Raw genomic sequence first — 18,404 nt, 5'->3', positions numbered from 1 at the left:
ACACACTGTGCACAACCGCCGGATCCGGATCGCCGCCGTCGGCGACCAGCTGCTGGCCGGTGCGGGCGACGCCCGCGCCATCGGCTGGTGGGGCCGCGTGCTCGCCCGCACCCAGGCCCCCGACGTGGAGCTGGAGAACTACGTGCTGGCCGTGCCGCACGAGACCACCGAGGACCTCAACGAGCGCTGGTGGGGCGAGGCCTCGCGGCGCTTCTCCGAGGAGACGGAGAACCGCCTCGTCGTGGCCCTGTCCGACGCGGACCTGGACCTGGAGGCCACCTCGACCGCCCGCTCGCGGCTGAACCTGGCCAACGTCCTGGACACCGCCTCGCAGCGGAACATCCCGGTGCTCGTGGTGGGCCCCACGCCCACCCTGGACGAGCAGCGCAACGCGCGGCTCGCCGAGCTCAACGCCGCCTACCTGGATGTGGCCGACCGGCGCAACCACGTGTATGTGGACACGTTCACCCCGCTGGTGGGACACGAGCAGTGGCGCGCGGACCTCGCCTCCGGCCAGGGCCGGCCGGGCCAGGCGGGCCACGGGCTCATCGCGTGGCTCGTGCTGCACCGGGGCTGGTACCAGTGGCTCGGTCTGCCTGAGCCCACGGCCTGATGTGACAGAATGAACCATCGACCGACTCGTTGAAGGGAGACGTCATGAGCAAGCGTGCACGCAAGCGTCGCGACCGCCGCAAGAACGGCGCCAACCACGGCAAGCGTCCCAACGCCTGATCCGCTGATCGGCGTCGCGGACCGGCCGGGTGCCACCCGGCGACCGCAGACCACGAAGGGCCGTCCCCTCAGGGGACGGCCCTTCGTCATCGTCGGGGCGCCCGATCGGGTGCCCACGGGTCCGCGTGTCGCGGTGTCAGCCCCAGGTGACGGTCGTCGTCGAGATCTGGGTGATGCGGGTCATGATGGTGGCCCGCAGCTGCGCGGGCGCCTTCTCCTGGCAGCTCCGACGCACCGCCGAGCGGATGAGCTCTTCGAGCTCCTTCTGGTGCCGGCAGTCCGGACACTCCGCCACGTGGGCGCGCACCTGCTCGATGTCCTCGGGCGTCAGGGCACCGTCCAGGTACTGGTACAGCCGCTCCAGGGAGGCGTCCTGGGCGTCGCGGCACTCATGGCCGTGCTGGTCCGCGGTCATCGCGTGGCCTCCTTCGTGCTCGTCTCGGTCTGCTTCGTGCCGCCGCGCCCGGTCTTCTTCTTCGGCTGGGCCTTGATGCCGCGCGCGGCCGCGTAGTCCGCGAGGCGCTCGCGCAGCTGCTTGCGGCCGCGGTGCAGCCGCGACATGACGGTGCCGATCGGCACGTCGAGGATCTCGGCGATCTCCTTGTAGGCGAAGCCCTCCACGTCCGCGAAGTACACGGCGAGCCGGAACTCCTCCGGGATCGCCTGCAGGGCGTCCTTCACCTGGGAGTCGGGCAGCCGGTCGAGGGCCTCCGTCTCGGCCGAGCGCAGGCCACCGGAGGTGTGCTCGGCGGCCCGGGCCATCTGCCAGTCCTCCACCTCAGGGTTGTCCGCCTCGAGGGGCTGGCGCTGCCGCTTGCGGTACAGGTTGATGTACGTGTTCGTGAGGATCCGGTAGAGCCAGGCCTTGAGGTTGGTGCCGGGCCGGTACTGGTGGAACGAGGAGTAGGCCTTCGTGTACGCCTCCTGGACCAGGTCCTCGGCGTCCTGCGGGTTGCGCGTCATGCGCAGCGCAGCGGAGTACAACTGGTCCACGAACTCGAGGGCGTCACGCTCGAACCGGGCACGGCGCTGCTGCTCGGACTCGGCGGCGACGTCGATGTCGGCGCGGTCGTGCTCGGGGGCGTCCTCGGGCCGGGAGAATTCCGGCCGGCTGTTGTCAGTGCTCATCGCGGGCCAGTCTACGGTCCGGGAGGGATGCGTCAGCAGGGCGGCGCTCATGCGGGGCTCCTCTCCGGCTGCGGTCCTCGGCGAGCGGGACCGGTGCGCCGACACGGGTACGGGGTCGTCCAGTGGAGCGCCAGGAGCGTTCCAGGTATTCCCCCGAGACAGGCCGACCCCGGCCGACAGACGCCGGATAGGCTGGCCCGGTGACCCGCCCCACGCGTGCCGCCGCGCACTCCCCCGCCCCCCGTCCCGACGCCGCCGAGACCTGGCCCGCGCCCGTGGCGCACGGCCCGGTGCGCGGAGAGGTGCGGCTGCCGGGATCGAAGTCGCTGACGAACCGGCACCTCGTGCTCGCCGCCCTCGCCGACGGCCCGTGCGTCCTGCACGGCGTCCTCGAGTCGCGGGACACGGCGCTGATGCGCACGGCGCTCACAGCGCTCGGGGCCCGGTTCGAGGCCCTGTCCGACGGCGGCCTGCGCGTGCACCCGATGCCGCTCGGCGAGCCGCTGGCCGGGGATGTCGCCGTGGACTGCGGACTGGCGGGGACGGTCATGCGCTTCGTCCCGTTCGTCGCCGCGCTGCGGCCCAGTCGGGTCCGCTTCGACGGCGACGCCGGCGCGCGCCTGCGCCCGATGGCCCCGGTCCTGGACGCGCTGCGCCAACTCGGGGTGGCCGTCGTCGAGGAGGGTGAGCCCGGTCGCCTGCCCTTCACGATGACGACCCGCGCGGACGCGGCCACGGTGGCCCCCGACGGCGACGTGCCGGAGGTCGCGGTCGACGCCTCCGGCTCCTCCCAGTTCCTGTCCGCCGCGCTGCTGGCGGCCGCGGGGATGCCGCGCGGCCTCCGGCTGCGGCACACCGGGCAGACCGTGCCGAGTCCGGAGCACGTCGCGATGACCGTCGGGGTGCTGCGCGCGCTCGAGGTGGACGTCGCCGAGACGGGTCCCGGGGCGTGGACCGTGGCCCCGGGGCGCATCCCGGCACACGAGGCGACCGTCGAGCCGGACCTGTCCAACGCAGGCCCCTTCCTGGCCGCCGCCGTGGCCACGGGCGGCTCCGTGACGGTGCCGGACTGGCCCACCCGCACGACGCAGATCGGCGACCGCTGGCGGCGGATCCTGCCGCAGTTCGGGGCGAGCGTGGCCCTCACGGTCGACCGCACGGACCGCTCCCGCGGCCGGCTCACGGTGACGGGGGCGGTCCACGACGACGGCGCGCCCCGCATCACCGGCGCCGGTGAGATCGCGGACACGGCCGAGCTCGCCCCCACCGCGGCCGCGCTCGCCCTGCTGGCCTCCGGGCCCACCCGCCTGACGGGGATCGGCCATCTGCGGGGCCATGAGACGGACCGGCTCGCCGCGCTCACCGCCGAGGCCGCCCGCCTGGGGATCACCGTGGACGAGGACGAGACGTCGCTCGGCTTCCCGGGGACGGACGCGTCGGGGCCGCTGTCGCCCGCCGCCCTCGAGACCTACCACGACCACCGGATGGCGACCTTCGCCGCCGTCGTCGGCCTGCGCGTGCCGGGGACCGGCATCGTGGACGTGGCGACCACCGCGAAGACGATGCCGGACTTCCCCGCACTGTGGACCGCGCTCGTGGCACCCGGCGATGCGGCCGAGGAGGCCCGCTGATGGCCCGGCGCCTCGATCCCTCCGCGTGGGACGAGTCCGATGTCCGGGTGCGCCCGTCCAAACGCGGCACCCGCCCGCGCACCAAGGAGCGGCCCAAGCACGAGGATGCGCAGGTCGGCATGGTCACCACGGTGGACCGCGGCCGGTACGCCGTGGTGCTGCCGGATCGCCTGGACGAGCGGATCACGGCGATGCGCGCCCGCGAGCTGCGCCGCACGCCGATCGCCACGGGCGACCGGGTGGCCGTCGTCGGGGACCTCTCCGGGGACGAGGGCACGCTCGCACGCATCGTCCGTGTCGAGGAGCGCAGCACGGTCCTGCGCCGGTCGGCGGACGACTCGGACGAGGTCGAGCGGGTGGTGGTGGCCAACGCCGACCTGCTGGTGATCATGGTGGCCGCGGCCAATCCGGAGCCCCGGACCGGCTTCATCGACCGCGCCCTGGTCGCCTGCTACGACGCCGGCATCCACCCGGTGCTGCTCATCACGAAGACCGACCTGCGTGATCCGGCCGCGCTGGTGGCGCACTACGAGGCCCTGGACCTGGAGGTGATGACCTCCGGTGCGGCGACCTTCGAGGCCGAGACCGGGGACACCGCCCTGGACGCCTCGCTCGTGGCCCGGGTGGCCGAGCGGCTGATCGGGCACACGAGCGCGTTCGTGGGGCCCTCCGGCGTCGGCAAGTCCACGCTGCTGAACGCGCTCACCGGCGCGGAACGGGCCACCGGCCACGTCAACGCCGTCACCGGCCGGGGCCGGCACACCTCCTCGTCCGCGCTCGCACTGCCGCTGACGGGCGACGACGGCGCCCCCCTGCCGGACACCTGGGTGGTGGACACCCCCGGCATCCGGTCCTTCGGGCTGGGCTGGGTCGAGCCGGACCGCGTGGTGGAGGCGTTCGACGACCTCGCCGGCGGGCTGGCGGACTGCCCGCGCGGCTGCACCCACACCGCCGACTCCCCCGGCTGCGGCCTGGACGCATGGGTGGCCGCGGGCCACGCCGGCCCCTCGGGAGCGGCACGCCTGGCCTCGCTGCGGCGTCTGCTCGGCAACCGGCTGGCCCCCTCGGGGGCGGAGGACGCGGCGTCGTCCGAGGACTGAGGCGGCCCGCGCGGTATAGCGTGGGCGGCATGGAGCGACCTGAGAACCCTGCGACCCGCGGCCGCGACCTCACGGAGGACCTGCGGCTGGCCCACATGCTGGCGGACAACGTGGACTCGATCACGATGTCCCGGTTCAAGGCCCAGGACCTCGAGGTCAGCACCAAGCCGGATCTCACCCCTGTCACGGATGCGGACCGCGCCGCCGAGGAGTCCATCCGCTCGACCCTGTCCCGTGCCCGGGCGCGCGACGGCATCGTGGGTGAGGAGTTCGGCGGATCTCTGAGCCGCTCCGGCCGGCAGTGGGTGGTCGACCCCATCGACGGCACCAAGAACTTCGTGCGCGGCGTGCCCGTGTGGGCCACCCTCATCGCGCTGCTGATCGACGGCGAGCCCGTCGTCGGCGTCGTCTCCGCCCCCGCCCTGCACCGTCGCTGGTGGGCCGCGGCCGGCCAGGGCGCCTTCGCGGGCACCTCGCTCACGCGTGCTCAGCGGATCACCGTGTCCGGCGTGGACCGGGTCGAGGACGCGTCGCTGTCCTTCTCCTCGATCGAGGGCTGGCGCGAACGCGGCTCGATCCGCGCGTTCCTGCAGCTCACCTCGGACGTGTGGCGCGTGCGCGGCTTCGGCGACTTCTGGTCCTACATGCTCGTCGCCGAGGGCGCCGTGGACATCGCGGCCGAGCCCGAGCTCGAGCTGCATGACATGGCCGCCCTGGTGCCGATCGTGCGCGAGGCCGGCGGCCGCTTCACCTCGCTGGACGGCGAGGACGGCCCGTTCGGCGGGCATGCGCTGGCCACGAACGGCCTGCTCCACGACGACGTCCTCGCCCGCCTGCGCGCGGGTGACGAGGCCGAGGACGGCGCCTGATGGCCGCGCGGGGGGAGCCGACGGCCGACCGGAGGGGCGGGCGCGGGACAGATCGCCGGCCCGGCACTGCGGGTGCGGTGGCCCTCGGCGGTGCCGCGGGCGTGCTGTGCGGTGCGGGGGTGATGAACGCGGTGACCGCGCTGGCCGGGGCGCCCAACTTCCGCGGCACGTTCGGCGCCGCGTTCGGGGCGGTCGACGTGCTGGTCCAGGCCCTGCCGCTGTTCGTGGTGAACGTGCTCGGCTCGTTCCTGCTCGGCCTGCTGTGGGCGGCCTCGCGACGCCGCGGGCCGGACTGGCGTCCACGCCTGGTGGCGGGGCTGGGAACCGGCTTCCTCGGTGCGTTCACCACCATCTCCAGCGCCGTCGCCCTGGTGCTGTGGCCGGTGCGGCTGGGCGCCGCGGCGTCCGGGGCGGGTGGCGTCCTCGCCGCGGCGGTAGCGGTGCTGCTGGTGCTCGCGCTGATGGCTGCACTCTCGACGGCGGCGGCCGTGCTCGGCCTGCGCGCCGGTGGCGCCCCGGGGTCGCGCGCGGTCGGGACGGATCGTTCGGCGGAGGACGCATGAGCGGCGCGGGATACGAGGTCTTCGCTCTCCTCCAGGTGGCCCTCCTGGCCTGCCTCGCGGCGGGCGGGGCGCTCGGCGCCCTGGTGCGCCGGCGCCTGACCGACCGGCTCGGCCCCCGGGGTCTGCTCACCGCCAACACGACGGCGGCCCTGCTCCTCGGCGTCACCGTCGGCCTGGCCGTGCCGGAGCTGGTGTACGCCTCCGAGAGCTGGGGCGACGGGCAGGGGCTCGTGCTCGTCGCGGCGGTGTCCGCCGTGGTGTCCGGGTTCTGCCTCGCCCTGGGGACGTGGTCCACCGTGGCCGCTGAGGCGGCTGACGCCGCGCTCGCCCGTCGATGGGGCACAGCCGCCCGCCTGTGGACCGCGCATCTGGGGCTGGGGCTGGTGGCCGTCGTCGTCGGCTGGGGCGCCGGCCTGGGCCTGCACGCCGTCCTGGCCGGCTGAGGGGCGGGCCGCCGCACACCGGCATGGACACGACGAAGGCCCCGGAATCGGGGTGATTCCGGGGCCTTCCCGTGGTGGTGAGTGGAGCCGGCGGGAATTGAACCCGCGTCCGATGAGGTGTTGCCAGGTCTTCTCCGGGCGCAGTCTGCTGTGGGTGTTGCTCGGTCCTGGCCGTCCCGCAGACGGGCGGCCAACCCGGACCCAGCCGGATTGATGTCGGCGTCACGACCCCCGGCGAGGGTGACGCCCAGTGGCTATCTAGCTGACGCCACGATCCGAGGCGACAGCGACCTCGGGGTGACGGACTCGATCACTGATCAGGCAGCGAGAGCGAAGTCAGTGCGCTTGGATTCGGCACTTATTGGTTTGCAGAGAGCGTTTGACGAGATGACTCTGCATCCTCGGCCCGCTTCTCCCGACGCGACACACACCGTCGAAACCGATCGGCCCCATGGGGGCGACTCCTCTATGAGGTTGTCAATCACCACTGCAGGCGGAGGGCGCGAGGCCCGCCGGTCCTGAAACCGGCCCTGCGAGAGATACAACGTAGCACGCCCCCGAGGCATTCCCAAGGGGTCCACCGCGCTCAGGCCACGCCGGCGCGCCGGTTGCGCATCCGCATGGCCCGCTGGGCCTCGCGGTTGTCCTGCTGCTCGCGCAGCTTGTGCCGCTTGTCGTATTCGCGGTTGCCGCGCGCGACGCCGATCTCCACCTTCACGCGCCCGTTCAGGAAGTACAGGGACAGCGGCACGATGGTCAGGCCCGGATCCTGGATCTGGCGGGAGATCTTCGTCAGCTCGGCGCGGTGCAGCAGCAGCTTGCGGCGGCGGCGGGCGGCGTGGTTGGTCCACGAGCCGTTGAGGTACTCCGGGATGTAGACCTGCTCGAGCCACAGCTCGTCCCGGTAGAAGACCGCGAAGCCGTCCACGAGCGAGGCCTTGCCCTCGCGCAGCGACTTCACCTCGGTGCCGGTGAGCACCATGCCGGCCTCGTACGTGTCGAGGATGGTGTAGTCGTGGCGCGCCTTCTTGTTGTTGGCGATCACCTGGCGCTCGCCGGGGGCCGGCTGCTTGGCGGCCTTGCCCTTGCTGTTCTTGCCCATGGCCTCACGTCCTTCCAGCGTCCACGGCGACGGCCGCGCCCCGATCAGGGCGCGGCCGTCCAGTCTATCCCGTGCCGGCCCGATGCCCGCCGAGGCGGTGCGCCGGGGCCGCGGGGCGGCGTCGTCGGCTCAGTCCAGCGGCGCGCCGGTGAGCGCGCGGACCTGCTCCTCGGTGATGCCGGGCGCGGTCTCCACGAGCGCCAGGCGGGGCTGTTCCGGGGTGCCGACGACGTCGATCACGGCCAGGTCCGTGATGATGCGGTCGACGACGGCGCGGCCGGTCAGCGGCAGGGTGCACTGGTCGACGATCTTGGGGGTGCCGTCCTTGGACACGTGGTCCATCATGACGATCACGCGGCCGGCGCCGTGGACGAGGTCCATCGCACCGCCCATGCCCTTGACCATCTTGCCGGGCACCATCCAGTTGGCCAGGTCGCCCGCGGCGGAGACCTCCATGCCGCCCAGGACGGCGACGTCGATCTTGCCGCCGCGGATCATGCCGAAGCTCAGCGCGGAGTCGAAGAAGGACGCCCCCGGGTTCACGGTGACGGTCTCCTTGCCCGCGTTGATCAGGTCCGGGTCCACGGCGTCCTCCGTGGGGTACGGGCCCGTGCCGAGGATGCCGTTCTCGGACTGCAGCACCACGGACCGCCCGGCGGGGATGTGGTTGGGGATCAGCGTGGGCATGCCGATGCCGAGGTTGACGTAGGCGCCGTCCGGCAGCTCCTGCGCGGCGCGGGCCGCCATCTGGTCGCGGCTCAGGCCCTGGGGACGCCCGGTGGTCTGCTCGCTCATGCCCGCCCCTCCCCCGACGCGCGCACGGTGCGCTTCTCGATCCGCTTCTCGATGTCCGTGCCGACCTCCACGATCCGGTGCACGAAGACACCGGGCAGGTGCACGTCATCCGGGTCGATCTCGCCGGGCTCGACGAGCTCCTCCACCTGCGCGATGCACACGCGGCCGGCCATGGCCGCGGGCGGGCCGAACTGGCGGGTGGCCTTGCGGAACACGAGGTTGCCGTGGCGGTCGCCCTTCCACGCGTGCACGAGGGAGAAGTCGGTGACGATGGAGCGTTCGAGCACATAGGTCTCGGGCTCGTCCGGGGTCTGGCTGAGGTAGCCCTCGCCGAGCACGAACGTGTCCGTGGGCTTGGCCTGCGAGGACTTCACCACGGTGCCGTCCGCGTCGTAGCGCATGGGCAGGCCGCCTTCGGCCACCTGGGTGCCGACGCCGGAGCGGGTGTAGAACGCCGGGATGCCGGCGCCGCCGGCGCGGAGCTTCTCCGCGAGGGTGCCCTGCGGGACGAGCTCCACCTCGAGCTCGCCCTTGAGGTACTGGCGGGCGAACTCCTTGTTCTCCCCCACATAGGAGGAGGTCATCTTCCGCAGCCGGCGCGCGCCGAGCAGGATGCCCAGGCCCCAGCCGTCCACGCCGCAGTTGTTGGAGACGACGGACAGGTCCGTGGCGCCCTGCTCGAGCAGGGCCTCGATGAGCTGCACGGGGTTGCCGGAGAGCCCGAAGCCGCCGACGGCCAGGGACGCGCCGTCCGGCACGTCCGCCACCGCCTCGGCGGGCGTGGCCACGGTCTTGTCGAGAGCCATGTCCGGGGTCCTTTCTGTCAGGGGCGGTCTGTCAGCGGAAGAGGATCAGGGCCTCGCCCTGGCCGCCGCCGCCGCAGAGCGAGACGGCCGCGCGGCCGCCGTCGCGCCGGTCGAGCTCGAGGGCGGCGTGCAGGGCCAGCCGGGCGCCGGAGGCGCCGATCGGGTGGCCCAGGGCGATGGCGCCGCCGTGGATGTTGGTCTTCTCGTGCGGGTAGCCGAGGTCGCGCAGGGACTGCACGGCCACCGCGCCGAACGCCTCGTTGATCTCGATGAAGTCAAGGTCGGCCACGTCCCAGCCCTGCTTCCGCACCGCCGCGGCGATCGCGTCCGAAGGCTGCGAGTGCAGCTGCGAGCTGTCCGGGCCGGCGGTCTGGCCGGGTGCGCCCACCGTGGCGAGGATCGTCAGGCCCTTCTCCTCGGCGAAGGCCCGCGAGGTCACCACGAGGGCGGCGGCGCCGTCGGACAGGGGCGAGGAGTTGCCGGCCGTGATGGTGCCGTCCTTCGCGAACGCCGGGCGCAGGGCGCCCAGCGACTCGGCGGTCGTGTCCGGGCGGACCCCTTCGTCCTGGGAGACGACCAGCGGGTCGCCCTTGCGCTGCGGGATCTCCACCGGGGCGATCTCGCCCTCGAAGACGCCCTCGGACTGGGCCCGGGCGGCCCGCTGGTGCGAGGCCGCGGCGACCTCGTCCTGCTCGGCGCGGGCGATGTTCCGCTCGCCGTTGCCGGACTCGGTCAGCTCGCCCATGGCCTCGTGGCTCAGGGAGTCGGTGAGGCCGTCCCACGCGACGGCGTCGAGCATGGTGGCCGGTCCGTACTTGAAGCCCTTGCGCGCGCCGGGCAGCAGGTGCGGGGCGTTGGTCATGGACTCCTGACCGCCGGCCACCACCACGTCCGCCTCGCCGAGGCGGATGAGACGGGCGGCGTCGATCACGGCGGTGAGGCCGGACAGGCACACCTTGTTGATCGTCATGGCCGGGACGTTCAACGGGATGCCCGCGGCGAGCGCGGACTGGCGGGCCGGGTTCTGGCCCGCGCCGGCCTGCACGACCTGGCCCATGTAGACCATGTCCACGTCCTCGGGGGCCACGCCGGCGCGCTCGAGCGCGTGCGTGATCGCGTGGGCGCCCAGGTCCACGGCGCGCAGGTCGGCCTGCTGCGAGAGCAGCCGGGTGAAGGGCGTGCGGGCACCGCCCACGATCACGGCATCGGTGGGCTGAGGCTGGGGCAGCTCGGCGGTCATGCGGTCCTCCTGGGACGTTCAACTCGGTTCATCACGATTCACTCAAATGCAGTCTATGACCCCGGTCACAGGCGCGCCAGGGAGCGACGCGTCTGTGACGGCGCGCCGCGGCACAGGGACCACGACGGCCCGCACCCGCAGCGCGCGGGTGCGGGCCGTCGTCGGGACGTCCGGGGATCGGGCCGGAGCCTCAGAGGCCCTGGCCGGTGGGCGAGACGAGGATCTTCACGGCCGTCTCGTTGTGGTGGATGAGGGTCTCGAAGCCCTGGTCGACCAGGTCGTCGAGGCCGATCTTGCCGGTGATGAACGGCGCGAGGTCCACGGCGCCGTCCTCGACCATGCGGATGGTGTCCGCGTGGTCGTTCGCGTACGCGATGGTGCCGCGCAGGTCGATCTCCTTCATCACCAGCTTGTGCAGGGCCACGGCGGGCTCGTGGCCCCAGATGGACTCGTTGACGATCACCCCGCCGGGACGCACCGCGTCCAGCAGCATGTCCAGCACCACGTCCACCGAGGTGCACTCGAAGCCCACGTCCGCGCCCTGGCCGTCGTGCAGCTCGCGGATCTTCGCGGGCACGTCCACCTCGCGGGGGTCGAATGCCTCGTCTACCACGCCGGCCTCGAGCACCTTCTGGCGGCGCAGCTCCGAGAGCTCGGAGACGTACACCGTCAGGCCCTTGCCCTTGAGCACGGCCGCCGTGAGCGCGCCGATGGGGCCGGCGCCACCGATCACTGCCACGCCCGACGTCGGAGAGCCGGCCCGCACCCACGCGTGGTGGGCCACGGAGAGCGGCTCGATGAGCGCGGCCTGGTCGAGAGGCACGGAGTCGGCCACCGGGTGGACCCAGCGGCGCTGCACCGCGATCTGCTCGGCCAGTCCGCCGCCGTCGCCGCCCAGGCCGATGAAGTTCATGTCCGGCGCGAGGTTGTAGTCCGGTCGGTCCCGGTCCTCCTCGCGCACGATGTACGGCTCCACGACGACCTTCTGGCCGACCTCGAGGTCCGTGACGCCCTCGCCCAGGGCGGCGACGGTGCCGGACATCTCGTGGCCGAGCGTGACGGGGGCGGCGTCGCCGGAGATCGGGTGCGGGTGCCCGGCCGGCGGGATGAAGATCGGGCCCTCGAGGTACTCGTGCAGGTCCGTGCCGCAGATGCCGCACCACGCGACGTCCACGAGGACCTGCCCCGGGCCGGCCGTGGGCGAGTCGATCTCCTCGATGCGGATGTCCTTCTTGCCGTGCCAACGGGCGGCGCGCATGGTCATGCTGGTCGACCTCCTGGGTGGGAATGGAGTCTGGTGCCGGACCGGCGCGCGGGGGCGCCTGCCCGGTGCTTCGAGCATCCCACCGGGCCGGTCTCCCGGGCCAGGCCCGAGGCCCCTGCGGGGGCTTGAACGGCGACGCCGGCCGGCGCCTCACTGCGGAGGTGCGGGCCGGCGTCGTGGTGGCCTGGGCGGCGGGGCCGCGCCGTGGGGCTCAGTCCTCCTGGGCGGCCTTGACCTGCTCGGCGCGCCAGCGGATCCCGGCGTCCACGAAATCGTCGATGTGGCCGTCGAACACGGAGGAGGGGTTGCCCTCCTCGTGGCCCGTGCGCAGGTCCTTGACCATCTGGTACGGGTTCAGCACGTAGGAGCGCATCTGGTCGCCCCAGGACGCCTTGACGTCGCCGGCCATCTCCTTCTTCTTCGCGTCCTCCTCGGCCTTGCGCAGCAGCAGCAGACGGGACTGGAGCACGCGCAGGGCGGCGGCACGGTTCTGGATCTGCGACTTCTCGTTCTGCATGGACACGACGATGCCGGTGGGCAGGTGCGTCATGCGGACGGCGGAGTCCGTGGTGTTCACGGACTGGCCGCCGGGGCCCGAGGAGCGGAACACGTCCACCTTGATCTCGGACTCGGGGATCTCGATGGAGTCGTCCGACTCGATCAGCGGCACCACCTCGACCGCCGCGAAGGACGTCTGGCGGCGGCCCTGGTTGTCGAAGGGGCTGATGCGCACGAGGCGGTGCGTGCCGGCCTCCACGGAGAGGGTGCCGAACGCGTAGGGCGCGTTGACCTCGAAGGTGACGGACTTCAGGCCGGCCTCCTCCGCGTAGGAGGTGTCCATGACCTTGGTGGACCAGCCGCGCTGCTCGGCCCAGCGCAGGTACATGCGCATGAGGGTCTCGGCGAAGTCGGCCGCGTCCACGCCGCCGGCGCCCGCGCGGATGGTCACGACGGCGTCGCGCTGGTCGTACTCGCCGCTGAGCAGCGTGACGACCTCGAGTTCCTCCAGGGCCTTGCGGATGGAGGTCAGCTCCTGGTTCGCGTCGTCGAGGAGGGAGGGCTCGTCCTCCTCCGCGGCGAGCTCGACCATGGTCTCCAGGTCCTCGATGCGGCTCTCCAGGGAGGTGATGCGCTTGAGGTCCGTCTGACGGTGGGAGAGCTTGGAGGTGACCTTCTGGGCCTCCTCCGGGTCGTCCCAGAGGTCCGGTGCGGAGGCCTGCTGCTCCAGTTCGGCGATGTCCGCCTTGATGCGGTCGAGGTCCGAGACCTGCTCGATGGAGGCCAGGGTGTGGCGCAGGGAGTCGATCTCCGCGGAGAAGTCAGTGTCAGCCATGATTCGGCCAGCCTACCGCGTGGGGTGGACGCCGGTCGTGTGCCAGCGGCGGATCGCCGCCGCGACGGCCTCGGGCTCCGTGACGTGCGGCCAGTGGCCCGTGCTGACATCGACGACGGTGGCGTGCTGCGTGACCGCGTCCAGGTCCCGTTGGTGGACGTCCCGGGTGCTGCGCACGTATAGCGTCGGGACGGTGATGCCGGCCCAGAGGGCACGGGTGTCCGCGGCGAGGACGGCGGCCCAGAGCTCGCGCATCGGATGGTCCGGCGTGGCGTCCAGGTCGGTCAGGATCCGCTCGCGCCACGGCTCCGGGACGAGGAGGTCCCGCGCGAGCGAGGCGCGGAGCACGCTCCGCCAGTCCGGGCGGGCGGCGAGGCGGGCCTTGGCCGCCCGGGCGGCCAGGGCGGTGTCCGTCACCGGGACGTTCGAGTCGATGACCACGAGGGCGCGGGGCCGCACCAGCCCGTCGGCGACGGCGCGCAGCGCGATGACCCCGCCCGTGCTGTGGCCGATCAGCAGCCCCGGCACGGGGCCGGCCTGCGCCGCCCAGGTGCGGGCGGCGTCGAGGACGGGGTCCGCCTCGATCGCCGGCCGTGCGGCCCGGGGGCGGCCCTGACCGCCGGCGTCCGTGCCCGGGTGGCCGGGCAGGGCGGGCGAGGCGGCGAGGTCGGCCACGGCGCCGAGGGCGTCAGTAAGGGGCTCGAAGTGGGCGGGCCGGCCACCGATGCCGTGGAGGAAGCGGATCACCGGGCCAGGCTAGTGCGACTGCTGCCCGTCGCCTCGAGGGGGACCGACAGGGGCAGTGTCCCCGCGAACGGGCCGGTCATGGCGAACAGATCGGCCCGGGCGTCGAGGGTGACGACGACGGTGGTGCCGTCGTCGGCCACGCGGGCGTTCATCCCGCCGAGCCCGGGCACGGCCTCCTGGGCACCGACGGCCGCGAGGTGTGCGCTGGCGGAGGCGGCGACGTCGTCGTCGGAGAGCACGACGCCCGGGTCCTCCCCCAGCCGGAAGCCGAGCTCCTCTGCCCCGGCGATGGCGGCCGAGTCCGCGAGCGACTGCAGGCGGCGGTGCTGCAACTGCACGGTGGTGACCGCGAGCATGACCAGCATGAGGGCCACGAGCACGGCGCACAGGCCGACGGTGAGGACGGTGGTCTGCCCGTCGTCGTGACCCAGGCGAGCGGTGAGGCGGCGGCGCATCAGAACCTCGGCACAGTCTGCCGGGCGTCGGAACCCACCGTCACGGGGGTCAGCGACCACGCTGCCGGCGTGAGAGGGACGGGCACCCCCACGTCCACCCGCACGGCGACGACCTCGCCCGGTTCGAGCGTGCCACAGCCGCCCTGATCGCAGCCGACGGTCAGGTCGTACTGGCCGGCGCCCACGCCGTAGTCGGCCAGCGTGAGCTCGACGGTGGCGTGGGCGGCGCCTGCGCTGGGGTGATCAGCCTCGGCGACCACGGCCTTGACGGCCTGGTCAGCGGCGGCGACCGAGGCGAACGCCGCGGCCTGGACCTGGGAGACGTAGATCATCAGGTACACCACGGGGATCAACAGGACGAGGGTGAGGCCCAGGAATTCGACCGTGGCCGCTCCCCGCTCGTCGCGGACGTCATTGACGGAACGCATGACCGCTCACCTCCACGGGGATCGGGCCCGGCAGGAACCCCAGGCCGGGCAGCGAGCTCGAGACCGTGACGCGCAGGACCGGGACCCCGTCCTGGCTGGTGAGCTCCGCGGCGACGTCGGCCCCGGACTGGCCGGGCACGCCGGCCGAGAGCAGCTCCCGAGCCCGCTGGACGCCGTCCTCGGGGCTCCGGTCCGCGAGCGCCCCGTACCGGGCGCCGGCGGAGGCGGCGTCGATCATCACGTTGCGCGTGTGGATCACGACGCCGGCCTGGAGCAGCGCCGCGAAGAGCAGGACGACCAGGGTCATCACCATGGTGGACTCGGCCACCGCGGCGCCCCGGTCGTCCCGCCAGCGGACACCCGTGTGGCCGCCACGGGGCGCCTGCGCGCCGTGGGCAGCACCCCGGGGCATGCTCAGCCGCCCTGGGACACCTGGGAGATGGCCTGGTTGAACAGTCCCTGGAGCGCCGGCAGGGCGAGGGCCAGCAGGCCGGCCACGAGCACGGCGGACATGAGGGTGATCATCACCCAGCCGGGGACGTCGCCGCGCTCGTCGCGGACGTCGTCGTGGATGAGGGCGCGCAGGGCGGCCAGGACGGTGATGGCGTGGTGGTGGAGCATGGTCCCCTCCTCGGGTGGCCGGCCGCCCGTGCGGCCGGAGTGGATGGTGATCGTGGGTGGATGGATGGACTATTCAGTTGTGGGTCTTCAGAACCCCAGGCGCATCAGGGAGATGCCGGGGAAGACGGCGAAGATCACCGTGAGCGGGAGGATGCCGAACACCAGGGGGACCATCATCTGGATCTCCTTCCGGCCGGCGGCCTCCATGAGCTCGCGGCGACCCATCTCACGCACGTCCTGGGCCTGCGCGCGCAGGACGTCGGCGAGGGGCGTGCCGCGGTCGAGCGCGATGAGCACGCCCCCGATGAACCGTTCGACGGGGGCCAGCTGCACGCGCCGTCCCATGGCCTTGAGCGCCGCGGACAGCGACGCCCCGGCACGCATGTCGGCGAGCGTGGTGCGGAACTCGCCGGCCAGCTCCCCGCGCGCCGTCCCCGCGATGCGTTCGAGCGCTCCGGCGGCGCTCTCCCCCGCGCCCACCGAGAGCGCGAACAGCTCGGCCACGGACGGGAACTCGGAGAGGATGGCCTCGCGCCGCCGTCGCACCCGCAGGGAGAGCAGCTGCTCCCGGAGCAGGAACCCGGCCATGCCGCCGGCGATCACGAGGGCGACCCCCGTGATCACCGGCACGCGGCCCGTGACGGTGAGGCTGAGCGCGAGGACGGCCGCCACGGCGGCCCCCGCGGCCGCGCTCAGGACCTGCTGGGCACGGAAGTCCGTCGACGTGACCGCCAGCCCCGCGGCGGCCAGTTTGCGGTCGAGCGCCGCCCCGCCCGGGGAGATGCGCTGGACCCAGCCGACTCCGGCCTGCACCACGGGATCGAGGATGCGTCCCCACGCTCCCCAGGGCGAGGCGCCCGCACGTTCCTCCTCGAGGAGGCGGGAGGCCGGGATGTGGTGGCGCAGCTGCGGTTCGACCCGTTGCTCGAGGCTGGGGCGCCAGCCCACCGGCTGGGTGACCAGGATGAGGAGCAGTCCCGCCCCGAGGGTGAGGCCCAGGAGCGCGGCCCAGATCAGCGCGGACGTCATGCGAACACCCGCTTCTCCCGGGGCAGCGCGCCGATGCGGAGCATGACGCGGTAGCAGACGACGGAGGCGACCATGCCGGCGAGGAGCACGGCCCCGCCGGCGGCGGACCGGTAGGCCGCGACCGCGGCGGGCTGGGTCCCCAGCAGCAGGAGCACGAGCCACGGGGCGCACACCGCCAACCGGGCCGCGTTCACGGTCCACGACTGCCGGGCCTCGAGCTCGGCGCGGATGCGGGCGTCCTGCCGGAGGAACTCGGAGAGGGTCTGCAGCAGACGGCCGATGTCGGCGCCGCCGACCTCGCGGGTCAAGCGCAGCGAGACCACCAGGCGGTCCGCGACGGGGTCGGCCATCCGGGCCTTGAGCCGGTCCAGTGCGTCCACGAAGCGGGCTCCGGCCCGGTAGTCCCGGGCGAACTGCTGGAACGGCTCGCGCAGCCCCTCCGGCCCGGTCTCCCCGAGCTGGATGAGCGCCTCCGGGAGAGTCAGGCCCGCGCGGATGGCCGACCGGGCGTGGTCGATCGCGTCCGGCCACAGCTCGCGCAGTGCCGTGGACCGCCGGCGGGCCTGCCAGGACAACAGCAGCCAGGGCACGGCCGCGCCGAAGACGGCGAAGCACGCGGCGATGGTCCACGTACTGGTCAGCGACAGGACGAGCAGCCCGACCACGAGACCGCCGACGGCCATGGCGGACACGACGCCGGCCGGGCTGAGACGCTGGATGCCGGACTGGGCGATCAGCACACGCAGGCGGGAGTCGGTGCGGGCGGCCCCGGGTTTCTCCGTGGGAGGGGACCAGAGGGACCACCACAGCAGGAACAGGCCGCAGCCGAGCGCGAGCCCCAGCAGCGCGGCCATCAGCGCAGCCCCACCAGCTCGTGGACGTCTACGCCGCGACGGGCGAGCGCCTCGAACTCCAGGTTTGCACCCTCGTTGAGGCGCAGGTCGCCCTCGGCGTCACGCTGGAAGAGCGCCGACGTCTCGATGACCCCGCCCTCCACCCGTGAGCCGACGGTGAGGATCTCCCGCACCCGCCGGCGGCCCTGACGGTCGCGCTCGCAGTGCACGACGACGTCGATGCACGTGGCGACCGTCGGGACGACGAAGTCCCGGGAGATGTTCTCCCCGGCCAGCAGCGGCAGCGTGCAGAGCTTCGTGAGCGCGTCCGCGGCCGAGTTCGCGTGGATCGTGCACATGCCGGCCAGGCCGGAGTTCAGCGCGACGAGCATGTCCAGTGCCTCGGCCTCGCGCACCTCGCCGACGATCAGGCGGTCCGGGCGCATCCGCAGCGCCTCCTTGACGAGGCGGCGCAGCGGGATCTCGCCGTGGCCCTCCAGGTTCGGCTGGCGGCACTGCAGCCCGACGACGTCGCGCACCGGGATCTGCAGCTCGAAGATCTCCTCCACGGTGATCACCCGCTCCCGCGGGCCGATGGCCGAAGCCAGGCAGTTGAGCAGGGTGGTCTTGCCCGCCTGGGTGGCCCCGCTGACGAGGATGTTCATGCCCACGTCCACGGCCGCGTCCAGGAAGCGGGCCGCCGTCGGAGTGAGGGAACCGCCCCGGACGAGGTCGTCCAGCCGGCGCGCCCGGGCGATGAACTTCCGGATGTTCACGGCCCAGTGCCGCCGCGTGATGTCGGGGATGGCCACGTGCAGGCGCGAACCGTCTGGCAGGGCCGCGTCGACGAACGGCATCGACAGGTCCAGCCGCCGGCCCGAGGACTTCAACATGACTTCGACGAGGTCCTGCACCTCCTCCTCGGTCAGGACGATGCCCGTCAGCTCGGAGCGGCCCGACCGCGCGCAGTAGACGGCGTCCGGCGCGTTCAGCCAGATCTCCTCCACGGAGGGATCGTCCATGAGCCGCTGGAGCGGCCCGAGGCCCGCGATGCGGTCGAACAGGTCCTGCCGCGCCGCCACGGGATCCTCCAGGTCCGGCAACGAGCTGACCATCGCGCGGGACTCGTAGTCCGCCGCCGCGTCCTGGATGAGCGTCAGGACCCGGGCGTGCTCACGCTGCGGATCGATGCCCTGCCGCCGGACGATCTCCCGGATCTCGTCCTCGAGAATGCGCACCGCATCCATGTGTCCCTCCTGTGCCCGATTCGGCGCCATCCCCAGCG

23 protein-coding genes and 1 other RNA gene are annotated in these 18,404 nt (G+C 73.1%); 7 read left to right on the top strand and 17 right to left on the bottom strand.

The genetic code is table 11. The features are described 5' to 3' along the window. Positions 1 to 7: 7 nt before the first annotated feature. Together AC0VX0_RS03530 and AC0VX0_RS03525 are read left to right on the top strand one after the other, a co-directional pair. Entirely contained in the window at positions 8 to 613 is a 606-nt protein-coding gene (locus AC0VX0_RS03530) for a GDSL-type esterase/lipase family protein (RefSeq protein ID WP_041104309.1), read from the top strand. Positions 614 to 657: 44 nt separating this feature from the next. Continuing rightward, positions 658 to 732, top strand: coding sequence for a 50S ribosomal protein bL37 (locus AC0VX0_RS03525; protein WP_370426847.1), 75 nt, complete (start codon positions 658 to 660; stop codon positions 730 to 732). Between the two features lie 136 nt (positions 733 to 868). Here AC0VX0_RS03525 and rsrA read toward each other — a convergent pair whose 3' ends face one another. Further along, positions 869 to 1,147, bottom strand: coding sequence for a mycothiol system anti-sigma-R factor (gene rsrA / locus AC0VX0_RS03520; RefSeq protein WP_073115764.1), 279 nt, complete (start codon positions 1,145 to 1,147; stop codon positions 869 to 871). After that, positions 1,144 to 1,860, bottom strand: a complete 717-nt coding sequence (locus AC0VX0_RS03515) for a sigma-70 family RNA polymerase sigma factor (protein WP_101965614.1) — start codon at positions 1,858 to 1,860, stop codon at positions 1,144 to 1,146. The genes rsrA and AC0VX0_RS03515 overlap by 4 nt, the downstream gene beginning before the upstream one ends. A gap of 200 nt (positions 1,861 to 2,060) precedes the next feature. On the opposite strand from AC0VX0_RS03515, the gene aroA reads away from it, so the two are divergent. Genes aroA through AC0VX0_RS03490 form a run of 5 tightly spaced genes read left to right on the top strand, consistent with a single transcriptional unit; the run spans position 2,061 to position 6,466 of the window. Beyond that, positions 2,061 to 3,491, top strand: a complete 1,431-nt coding sequence (gene aroA, locus AC0VX0_RS03510; protein WP_101965580.1) for a 3-phosphoshikimate 1-carboxyvinyltransferase — start codon at positions 2,061 to 2,063, stop codon at positions 3,489 to 3,491. Continuing rightward, on the top strand, positions 3,491 to 4,591 hold the full coding sequence (gene rsgA / locus AC0VX0_RS03505; RefSeq protein ID WP_044659234.1) for a ribosome small subunit-dependent GTPase A: 1,101 nt from the start codon (positions 3,491 to 3,493) through the stop codon (positions 4,589 to 4,591). The genes aroA and rsgA overlap by 1 nt, the downstream gene beginning before the upstream one ends. A 29-nt stretch (positions 4,592 to 4,620) precedes the next feature. Continuing rightward, positions 4,621 to 5,460 carry a histidinol-phosphatase gene (gene hisN, locus AC0VX0_RS03500; RefSeq protein WP_036337745.1) on the top strand — a complete coding sequence of 280 codons (840 nt, stop codon included), beginning with the start codon at positions 4,621 to 4,623 and terminating at the stop codon, positions 5,458 to 5,460. Further along, positions 5,460 to 6,023 (top strand): FluC/FEX family fluoride channel, encoded by a 564-nt coding sequence (locus AC0VX0_RS03495; protein ID WP_336633743.1) that lies wholly within the window; start codon positions 5,460 to 5,462, stop codon positions 6,021 to 6,023. The genes hisN and AC0VX0_RS03495 overlap by 1 nt, the downstream gene beginning before the upstream one ends. Then, the gene (locus tag AC0VX0_RS03490) at positions 6,020 to 6,466 is read left to right on the top strand and encodes a CrcB family protein (RefSeq protein WP_041104299.1); all 447 of its coding nucleotides are present in this window, start codon (positions 6,020 to 6,022) and stop codon (positions 6,464 to 6,466) included. Before AC0VX0_RS03495 ends, AC0VX0_RS03490 begins: the two co-directional genes overlap by 4 nt. A gap of 79 nt (positions 6,467 to 6,545) precedes the next feature. On the opposite strand, the gene ssrA is transcribed toward AC0VX0_RS03490, so the two are convergent. From ssrA to AC0VX0_RS03415, 15 genes are all read right to left on the bottom strand, one after another. Continuing rightward, positions 6,546 to 6,917: a transfer-messenger RNA gene (gene ssrA / locus AC0VX0_RS03485) on the bottom strand. Between the two features lie 135 nt (positions 6,918 to 7,052). Continuing rightward, a complete protein-coding gene (smpB, locus tag AC0VX0_RS03480; protein ID WP_044659238.1) occupies positions 7,053 to 7,568 on the bottom strand; it encodes an SsrA-binding protein SmpB in 516 nt (171 codons plus the stop codon). Positions 7,569 to 7,697: 129 nt separating this feature from the next. Further along, on the bottom strand, positions 7,698 to 8,363 hold the full coding sequence (locus tag AC0VX0_RS03475; protein WP_044659239.1) for a CoA transferase subunit B: 666 nt from the start codon (positions 8,361 to 8,363) through the stop codon (positions 7,698 to 7,700). Beyond that, positions 8,360 to 9,169 (bottom strand): CoA transferase subunit A, encoded by an 810-nt coding sequence (locus AC0VX0_RS03470; RefSeq protein ID WP_041104295.1) that lies wholly within the window; start codon positions 9,167 to 9,169, stop codon positions 8,360 to 8,362. Before AC0VX0_RS03470 ends, AC0VX0_RS03475 begins: the two co-directional genes overlap by 4 nt. A gap of 31 nt (positions 9,170 to 9,200) precedes the next feature. Further along, positions 9,201 to 10,409, bottom strand: coding sequence for an acetyl-CoA C-acetyltransferase (locus tag AC0VX0_RS03465; protein ID WP_041104293.1), 1,209 nt, complete (start codon positions 10,407 to 10,409; stop codon positions 9,201 to 9,203). Between the two features lie 190 nt (positions 10,410 to 10,599). Continuing rightward, positions 10,600 to 11,667 (bottom strand): 2,3-butanediol dehydrogenase, encoded by a 1,068-nt coding sequence (locus tag AC0VX0_RS03460; protein ID WP_041104337.1) that lies wholly within the window; start codon positions 11,665 to 11,667, stop codon positions 10,600 to 10,602. Between the two features lie 217 nt (positions 11,668 to 11,884). Next, positions 11,885 to 13,006: a peptide chain release factor 2 gene (gene prfB, locus AC0VX0_RS03455; RefSeq protein ID WP_049147200.1), complete on the bottom strand. Its 1,122-nt coding sequence runs from the start codon at positions 13,004 to 13,006 to the stop codon at positions 11,885 to 11,887. A gap of 12 nt (positions 13,007 to 13,018) precedes the next feature. After that, complete coding sequence (locus AC0VX0_RS03450; RefSeq protein ID WP_095353822.1) at positions 13,019 to 13,753, bottom strand: alpha/beta fold hydrolase; 735 nt, start codon at positions 13,751 to 13,753, stop codon at positions 13,019 to 13,021. Beyond that, entirely contained in the window at positions 13,750 to 14,208 is a 459-nt protein-coding gene (locus tag AC0VX0_RS03445) for a Tad domain-containing protein (protein ID WP_036381775.1), read from the bottom strand. The genes AC0VX0_RS03450 and AC0VX0_RS03445 overlap by 4 nt, the downstream gene beginning before the upstream one ends. Beyond that, positions 14,208 to 14,636, bottom strand: coding sequence for a hypothetical protein (locus AC0VX0_RS03440; RefSeq protein WP_036313982.1), 429 nt, complete (start codon positions 14,634 to 14,636; stop codon positions 14,208 to 14,210). The genes AC0VX0_RS03445 and AC0VX0_RS03440 overlap by 1 nt, the downstream gene beginning before the upstream one ends. Next, positions 14,620 to 15,048 carry a TadE/TadG family type IV pilus assembly protein gene (locus AC0VX0_RS03435; protein WP_036381779.1) on the bottom strand — a complete coding sequence of 143 codons (429 nt, stop codon included), beginning with the start codon at positions 15,046 to 15,048 and terminating at the stop codon, positions 14,620 to 14,622. The genes AC0VX0_RS03440 and AC0VX0_RS03435 overlap by 17 nt, the downstream gene beginning before the upstream one ends. 2 nt (positions 15,049 to 15,050) lie before the next feature. Beyond that, complete coding sequence (locus tag AC0VX0_RS03430) at positions 15,051 to 15,257, bottom strand: hypothetical protein (RefSeq protein ID WP_010079078.1); 207 nt, start codon at positions 15,255 to 15,257, stop codon at positions 15,051 to 15,053. Between the two features lie 87 nt (positions 15,258 to 15,344). Then, positions 15,345 to 16,286, bottom strand: coding sequence for a type II secretion system F family protein (locus AC0VX0_RS03425; protein WP_060974325.1), 942 nt, complete (start codon positions 16,284 to 16,286; stop codon positions 15,345 to 15,347). After that, positions 16,283 to 17,140: a type II secretion system F family protein gene (locus AC0VX0_RS03420; protein WP_060974324.1), complete on the bottom strand. Its 858-nt coding sequence runs from the start codon at positions 17,138 to 17,140 to the stop codon at positions 16,283 to 16,285. The genes AC0VX0_RS03425 and AC0VX0_RS03420 overlap by 4 nt, the downstream gene beginning before the upstream one ends. Next, entirely contained in the window at positions 17,140 to 18,366 is a 1,227-nt protein-coding gene (locus tag AC0VX0_RS03415; RefSeq protein WP_041104284.1) for a TadA family conjugal transfer-associated ATPase, read from the bottom strand. Before AC0VX0_RS03415 ends, AC0VX0_RS03420 begins: the two co-directional genes overlap by 1 nt. Between the last annotated feature and the right edge of the window lie 38 nt (positions 18,367 to 18,404).

Source organism: Micrococcus sp. iso_26, assembly GCF_056172975.1.
Note: the sequence above shows the minus strand (reverse complement) of the source record. Positions and strands in the feature narration are given on the sequence as shown.

Excerpts from the sequence above, each read along its gene's own strand:
- hisN (WP_036337745.1), top strand. The coding sequence starts at position 4,621 with ATGGAGCGACCTGAGAACCCTGCGACCCGCGGCCGCGACCTCACGGAG.
- AC0VX0_RS03420 (WP_060974324.1), bottom strand. The coding sequence starts at position 17,140 with ATGGCCGCGCTGCTGGGGCTCGCGCTCGGCTGCGGCCTGTTCCTGCTG.
- smpB (WP_044659238.1), bottom strand. The coding sequence starts at position 7,568 with ATGGGCAAGAACAGCAAGGGCAAGGCCGCCAAGCAGCCGGCCCCCGGC.
- AC0VX0_RS03425 (WP_060974325.1), bottom strand. The coding sequence starts at position 16,286 with ATGACGTCCGCGCTGATCTGGGCCGCGCTCCTGGGCCTCACCCTCGGG.
- AC0VX0_RS03440 (WP_036313982.1), bottom strand. The coding sequence starts at position 14,636 with ATGCGTTCCGTCAATGACGTCCGCGACGAGCGGGGAGCGGCCACGGTC.
- AC0VX0_RS03515 (WP_101965614.1), bottom strand. The coding sequence starts at position 1,860 with ATGAGCACTGACAACAGCCGGCCGGAATTCTCCCGGCCCGAGGACGCC.
- AC0VX0_RS03475 (WP_044659239.1), bottom strand. The coding sequence starts at position 8,363 with ATGAGCGAGCAGACCACCGGGCGTCCCCAGGGCCTGAGCCGCGACCAG.
- AC0VX0_RS03460 (WP_041104337.1), bottom strand. The coding sequence starts at position 11,667 with ATGCGCGCCGCCCGTTGGCACGGCAAGAAGGACATCCGCATCGAGGAG.
- AC0VX0_RS03465 (WP_041104293.1), bottom strand. The coding sequence starts at position 10,409 with ATGACCGCCGAGCTGCCCCAGCCTCAGCCCACCGATGCCGTGATCGTG.
- rsrA (WP_073115764.1), bottom strand. The coding sequence starts at position 1,147 with ATGACCGCGGACCAGCACGGCCATGAGTGCCGCGACGCCCAGGACGCC.
- AC0VX0_RS03415 (WP_041104284.1), bottom strand. The coding sequence starts at position 18,366 with ATGGATGCGGTGCGCATTCTCGAGGACGAGATCCGGGAGATCGTCCGG.
- AC0VX0_RS03495 (WP_336633743.1), top strand. The coding sequence starts at position 5,460 with ATGGCCGCGCGGGGGGAGCCGACGGCCGACCGGAGGGGCGGGCGCGGG.
- rsgA (WP_044659234.1), top strand. The coding sequence starts at position 3,491 with ATGGCCCGGCGCCTCGATCCCTCCGCGTGGGACGAGTCCGATGTCCGG.
- AC0VX0_RS03435 (WP_036381779.1), bottom strand. The coding sequence starts at position 15,048 with ATGCCCCGGGGTGCTGCCCACGGCGCGCAGGCGCCCCGTGGCGGCCAC.
- prfB (WP_049147200.1), bottom strand. The coding sequence starts at position 13,006 with ATGGCTGACACTGACTTCTCCGCGGAGATCGACTCCCTGCGCCACACC.
- AC0VX0_RS03470 (WP_041104295.1), bottom strand. The coding sequence starts at position 9,169 with ATGGCTCTCGACAAGACCGTGGCCACGCCCGCCGAGGCGGTGGCGGAC.
- AC0VX0_RS03490 (WP_041104299.1), top strand. The coding sequence starts at position 6,020 with ATGAGCGGCGCGGGATACGAGGTCTTCGCTCTCCTCCAGGTGGCCCTC.
- AC0VX0_RS03445 (WP_036381775.1), bottom strand. The coding sequence starts at position 14,208 with ATGCGCCGCCGCCTCACCGCTCGCCTGGGTCACGACGACGGGCAGACC.
- AC0VX0_RS03430 (WP_010079078.1), bottom strand. The coding sequence starts at position 15,257 with ATGCTCCACCACCACGCCATCACCGTCCTGGCCGCCCTGCGCGCCCTC.